Annotated in this window: 6 protein-coding genes; 3 read left to right on the forward strand and 3 right to left on the reverse strand. The window is 74.3% G+C overall.

Annotated features, from left to right (window positions below):
* The first annotated feature begins 97 nt into the window (after window positions 1-97).
* On the forward strand, window positions 98-745 hold the full coding sequence (locus tag AB0K37_RS40020) for a sensor histidine kinase (RefSeq protein WP_363990874.1): 648 nt from the start codon (window positions 98-100) through the stop codon (window positions 743-745).
* 105 nt (window positions 746-850) lie between these two features.
* Here the strand turns inward: AB0K37_RS40020 and AB0K37_RS40025 are convergent, their stop codons facing one another.
* The gene (locus AB0K37_RS40025; protein WP_363990877.1) at window positions 851-1090 is read right to left on the reverse strand and encodes a hypothetical protein; all 240 of its coding nucleotides are present in this window, start codon (window positions 1088-1090) and stop codon (window positions 851-853) included.
* Window positions 1091-1169: 79 nt separating this feature from the next.
* Entirely contained in the window at window positions 1170-2597 is a 1428-nt protein-coding gene (rox, locus tag AB0K37_RS40030; protein ID WP_363990880.1) for a rifampin monooxygenase, read from the reverse strand.
* A gap of 399 nt (window positions 2598-2996) precedes the next feature.
* On the opposite strand from rox, the gene AB0K37_RS40035 reads away from it, so the two are divergent.
* On the forward strand, window positions 2997-3515 hold the full coding sequence (locus tag AB0K37_RS40035; protein ID WP_363990883.1) for a MarR family transcriptional regulator: 519 nt from the start codon (window positions 2997-2999) through the stop codon (window positions 3513-3515).
* Between the two features lie 28 nt (window positions 3516-3543).
* On the opposite strand, the gene AB0K37_RS40040 is transcribed toward AB0K37_RS40035, so the two are convergent.
* Window positions 3544-4530 carry a WYL domain-containing protein gene (locus AB0K37_RS40040; protein ID WP_363990886.1) on the reverse strand — a complete coding sequence of 329 codons (987 nt, stop codon included), beginning with the start codon at window positions 4528-4530 and terminating at the stop codon, window positions 3544-3546.
* Between the two features lie 106 nt (window positions 4531-4636).
* Between AB0K37_RS40040 and AB0K37_RS40045 the strand changes: the two genes are divergently transcribed.
* Window positions 4637-5062, forward strand: coding sequence for a VOC family protein (locus AB0K37_RS40045; protein WP_363990889.1), 426 nt, complete (start codon window positions 4637-4639; stop codon window positions 5060-5062).
* The last annotated feature ends 55 nt before the right edge of the window (window positions 5063-5117 follow it).

A 5117-nucleotide genomic window follows, 5' to 3' on the forward strand; every position in this document is an offset into this window, starting at 1 on the left:
CACAAGGAATGCTGGTCGCTCTGCGGATTGTTTCGTGCCTGGTCCCTGAGAGTCATGAGTCCGGCCACGACGCGGCAGGCGTCGTGAAACTGCAGCGGTGCTGGAGGAGCGGGCTCGCATCGCGCGTGAACTGCACGACGTCCTGGCGCACACGGTGTCGGTGATGGTGGTGCAGGCCGCCGCCGCGGACGATGTGTTCGACACCAGCCCCGAGAAGGCGCGGGAGGCGGTGCGGAGCCTGGAGGCGTCGGGGAGGGAGGCGCTGGTCGAGCTCCGCCGCTTCGTGCGCACCGTGCGGCTGCTGGACGAGGAGACCGCGGCGGTTCCCGACGGCGACGCCCTGGTGCCGCAGCCGACGCTCGCGGATCTGGAGCGGCTCGCCGGGACGGTGGAGGCCGCCGGGCTCCCCGTCCGCGTGGTGCGGGAAGGGTTGGAGGACACCGACGTCCCGCCGGGCGTGGCCCTGTCGGCGTACCGGATCGTGCAGGAGTCGCTGACCAACGCCCTGCGGCACGCCCGCGCGTCCACCGCGGTCGTCACGGTCCGCGCGCGGGACGGCCGGCTGACCGTGGAGGTCCGCGACGACGGGACGGGCGGTGGCCGGTCGGCGTGGACGGGCGCCGGGCAGGGCGTCGCCGGGATGCGCGAGCGCGCGGCGCTGCTGGGCGGGACGCTGGAGGCCGCGCCGGATCCTGCTGGCGGGTTCCGGGTCCGCGCCCACCTGCCGCTGGAGGAGACCGCCTGACGGCCCGGGTGCTCACACTGCCTCGGACACCGAGGTCGCGGGTCGTCTGGTGGTCACCGAGGCGGCGGTGAGGACGCACGTGTCGCCTGCGCAAGCTCAGGGTGCCTACGACCGCGGAGTGGTCCGGCTCCGTCTCTCCGTCTGGAGACGGAGCGCGCAGACCAGTCCGCCGCCGGAGGCGCGGCGGACGGGTGGACGGCCCGCCACCGGCTGGCCGCTGCGACCGGAGCGCTCGTCGCCCACGCCGTCTTCGGCCTCGTCTCCCACACCCGCGACCCGCTCGACACCGCCGGCCTCGTCCTCATCGGAGCGGCGATGGTCCTGCTGCTCCACCGTCTCGACCATCGTCTCGCCCCCCTTCCCGCCGCGTCCCAGGGCCCTTGGCCGCGGGCCGGCCGGTGAGCAGGGGCGGGCGGACGGCCGCTCAGGCGGTGGGGGCGCCGAACCATTCGGCCATGGGGCCGAGCAGATCGGCCTGCTCGTCGCCGACCCATGCCACGTGGCCGTCGGGCCGCAGCAGGGCCGCGGGCACGTCCAGTTCCTCGCTGGTGTCGGCGACGTGGTCGACGCGGTCCTCCCAGCCCGCGACCGACAGGCGGCCGGTCTGGTCGAGCAGCAGTCCGCGGCCGTCGTGCATCAGCTCGTAGAGGCGGCCCCGCTTCAGTGCGACGTCCCGGAGCCTGCGGCCGACGAGCGGATGCCCGCCGCCGAGGTCGTAGCGGATCCCGATCGCGATGATCTTCTCGGTCAGGTGCCGGTTCACCTCGTCGAAGCCCATCAGTTCCGACAGCAGCCGCCGCACGGCCAGGGGGCCCGGCTCGGTGGACAGCAGCTCCATCTGCACGCGGGTGTTGTCCAGCACGTCGGCCGCCACGGGGTGCCGTTCGGCGTGGTAGGTGTCCAGCAGTCCCTCCGGCGCCCGGCCGCCGACCTCGGCGGCCAGTTTCCAGCCGAGGTTGAAGGCGTCCTGGATGCCGAGGTTGAGTCCCTGGCCGCCGACGGGCGGGTGGATGTGCGCCGCGTCGCCGGCCAGCAGCACCCGGCCGACCCTGTAACGCTCGGCGAGCCGGGTGGCGTCGCCGAAGCGGGACAGCCAGCGCGGTGAGTGGACGCCGAAGTCGGTGCCGGCGACCGCCCGGAGACGGCGCTTGAACTCCTCGAGCGTCGGCGGGGCCGAGCGGTCCTCGGCCACCCCCTCGGCGGGCACGATGACGCGGTGGACGCCGTCGCCGAGCGGTCCGATGCCGAACCGCTTCTGGGTCTCGCGGACCTCGGCCGTCACGGCGGCCATTTCCTCGGGCGACGCGGTGGCCTGCATCTCGCCCAGGAGCGTCTCGACCCGGGTGGGCTCGCCGGGGAAGCCGACGCCGAGCAGCTTGCGGACGATGCTGCGGCCGCCGTCGCAGCCGACGAGGTAACGCGCTCGCAGCCGCGTGCCGTCGGCCAGTTCGGCGGTCGCCCCGTGCTCGTCCTGGCTCACCCCGACCACCTCGCTGCCGCGCCGTATCTCGGCGCCGAGCTCGGCGGCGCGCTCGGCCAGCAGCCGGTCGGTGACGGGCTGCGGGATGCCGAGGACGTAGGGGTGCGCGGTGTCCAGCCCCTCGGGCGCGGGCTTGCGGATGGCGGCGAAGAAGCCGCCAACCGGGTACGTCTTGCCGTTCGCGAGGAACCGCTCCAGCAGGCCGCGCTGGTCCATCACCTCGATGCTGCGCACGTGCAGGCCGAGCGAGCGCACGAACGGGGCCGGCTCCGCGTCCTTCTCCAGGACGAGGACGCGCACCCCGTGCAGCCGCAGCTCGCCAGCCAGCATCAAGCCGGTCGGCCCGCCGCCGACCACGATCACGTCGATCATGAAACCCCATTCACGAGAGTGGTTCTCGGCCGTCCCCCGGCGCGGGTCCCGCGCACGCCGGTTCCCCGCGGATGCGCCGCACTGGTCGCGTCCCCGTTCACGCGGGTACTGGCCTCGGCCGACGATTCTGCGGCACGACGGGGGCCTTGCCGCAAGCCCCCTGCTCCGCTATAAGTTGAAAATGGAGGGGCTGCGTTGCCGCCCTCTTCTACCCGGCACGCCCCGGCCCGTGCATGTTGAGCACCGCCGGCGCCCCCCTCTCACCGCGTAGTGCGGTGCGACGCGTCTCCAGTTCGGCTCCGCGCCCACGCTTCGCCACCTGGTGCATGGTCAACCTCAGCACCGACGCCTGTCTCGATTGATAATCTCAACGTTGAGATTGTGGCGGGAGGGCGGGACATGGCGGACGCGGTGGACGCGATCCTGGCGCAGTGGGGCCGCGAGCGTCCCGACCTGGACGTGTCGGCGATGGGCGTCGTCGGGCGGATCTCGCGGGCGCAGTCGCTGCTCGGGCGGGAGCTGAAGGAGTTCTTCGCCGCGCGGGGGCTGGAGAGCTGGGAGTTCGACGTCCTGGCGACGCTGCGCCGGCACGGCGCCCCCTACGAGCTGACCGCGGGTGCGCTGCTGCGGGCGGCGATGGTCACCTCGGGGGCGATCACCAACCGGATCGACCGGATGGAGGCCAAGGGGCTGGTGGAGCGGGTGCGCGACACCGGTGACCGCAGGTCGGTGCGGATCCGGCTGTCGCCGCGCGGCCTGGAGATCGTGGACGAGCTGGTCGGCCTGCACGCCGCCAACGAGGAGCGCCTGCTGGCAGCGCTGTCGCCGGACGAGCGGGGGCACCTGGCGGCCGCCCTGCGCACGCTGCTGGAGTCGCTCGGCGACACGACCCTCGGCGCCCCGCCCGGCGAGCGCTGAGGTCCTCGGCCGCGCGCACGCGGGCGGTTCACGGCTCGGCGGCTGTCAGGTCGCGGATGGCGCGGATGGCGCGGTCGGCGATGGCGGCCAGGTGGACCGCGAGCTCGGGCGGGTCCAGCAGCGTGTAGTCGACGGGCAGCAGGGTGACGCGGTAGGCCAGGAAGCGCATCGAGTCCGACCGGGTGTGCAGGAGGCAGGTGCGGTCGTCGGCGGGTTCCAGGACGCCCTGCCAGGCGGTGACGTGCTCGGCGGCCTCCTCGATGGGGACGTGCAGGAGAAGCCGCGCCCGGATCGTGCCCGAGCCGCCGGCCAGGGTGTCCATGGCCCAGGAGGCGGCGTCGGCGCCGCCGGGCAGGCGCAGTTCGGGGCCGCGCATGCCGGTGCGGTGCGGGTCGGTGACGCGGTCGGCGCGGAAGGTGCGCCAGGCGGCGCGGTCCTCATCGTGGGCGACCAGGTACCAGCGGCGGCCAGCGGTGACGAGGCGGTGGGGCTGGGCCAGCCGGCGGGTGCCGCGGCCGTCGGCGGCGGTGTAGGTGAAGCGGACCTTCTCGCGGGCGAGGCAGGCGGCGGCGAGCAGCGCCAGGACGGCGGGGTCGGCGGCGGGCGGCGCGCCGTCCTGCGGCGGGAGGGGCACGGCGGCCTCGGTGAGGGCGGCGACGCGGTGCCGCAGCCGGTGGGGAAGGACCTGGTCGAGTTTGGCCAGGGCGCGCAGGGAGGCGTCCTCGATGCCGGTGACGGCCCCGGCGGCGGCGGTGCGCAGGCCGATCGCGATCGCGGTGGCCTCGTCGTCGTCCAGCAGCAGCGGCGGCATCGCGGCGCCGGCGGTGAGCCGGTAGCCGCCGGTGTTGCCGTGGGTGGCGTGGACGGGGTAGCCGAGGTCGCGCAGGCGGTCGATGTCGCGGCGGATGGTGCGGGCGGTGACGCCGAGCCGCGCGGCCAACTCGGCGCCCGACCATTCGCGGGGCGTCTGCAGGAGGGACAGCAGTTGGAGCAGCCGTCCGGACGGATCACGCATACCGCCCATCCTGCCGCGCCAGTAGGACGTTGGGTGACCTATTGGCCGTCTAGCGTTGCCTGCATCGGGGTCGGAGCGTCCGGTTCCGGTGGATCGGAGGCACGACATGCTGCGGGGATTCGCCACCATCAGCTTCTGGGCGGACGACGTGGAGGCGGCCAAGGACTGGTACGCCGAGCTGCTGGGGACGCAGCCGTACTACCGCGTCGCGGGTCCGGACGGCCGTGCCGCCTACTTCGAGTTCCGGGTGGGCGACTACGAGCACGAGCTGGGGTTGATCGACGCCCGGTTCCGTCCCGGGGGACCGCCGGCGGGTCCGGGCGGGGCGGTCATGTACTGGCACGTGGACGATCTGGAGGCGGCGGTGGAGCGGCTGCTGGCGATGGGCGCGCGGCTGCACGAGAAGATCACCGAGCGGGGCGAGGGGACGGGATTCGCGACCGCGTCGGTGGTCGACCCGTTCGGCAACGTGCTGGGCGTGATGTCCAACCCGCACTACCTGGAGGTGCTGGCCAAGGCCGCGCCCCGCTGACGGCGCCCGGTGACGGTGCCCGCGGGCGGGGCCGCGCCGTGCGACCCGCCGGGGC

Source organism: Actinomadura sp. NPDC049753 (assembly GCF_040674655.1).
Classification (GTDB): Bacteria; Actinomycetota; Actinomycetes; order Streptosporangiales; family Streptosporangiaceae; genus Spirillospora; species Spirillospora verrucosospora.